Here is a 329-nt window from a genome sequence, read left to right on the forward strand (position 1 = left end):
ACTGTATTTGAAAACGGCGGCCGTGCGGCAACGACGACATTCAGCCAACGAAATATCGGCGATGTATTGGTTACCTTTGAAAACTAGGCCAACTACGTCAGCAAAAAACTGACCCAAGACCAATTTGAAATCGTCTATCCGATCTATACCATTATTTCAGAAGCACCGGTTGCCGTCGTGGACAGTGTGGTCGATAAAAAAGGCACGCGCGCCGCTGCCGAAGCCTACCTGCAAAACCTCTGGAGAGAACCGGCTCAAGAATTGGCCGCCACTCTTTATCTGCGTCCGCGCTATGCCGAAGTGTTGGCCAAACACAAAGCCGACTTCCT

Annotated in this window: 1 pseudogene; it reads left to right on the forward strand. The window is 50.8% G+C overall.

The window, feature by feature from the left end:
- Nucleotides 1-329 (forward strand): annotated as a pseudogene (locus tag ACTHRE_RS11080) (sulfate ABC transporter substrate-binding protein); the annotation flags it as partial.

It is taken from the genome of Neisseria sp. P0001.S007 (assembly GCF_051963655.1).
Lineage (GTDB): Bacteria > Pseudomonadota > Gammaproteobacteria > Burkholderiales > Neisseriaceae > Neisseria > Neisseria subflava_A.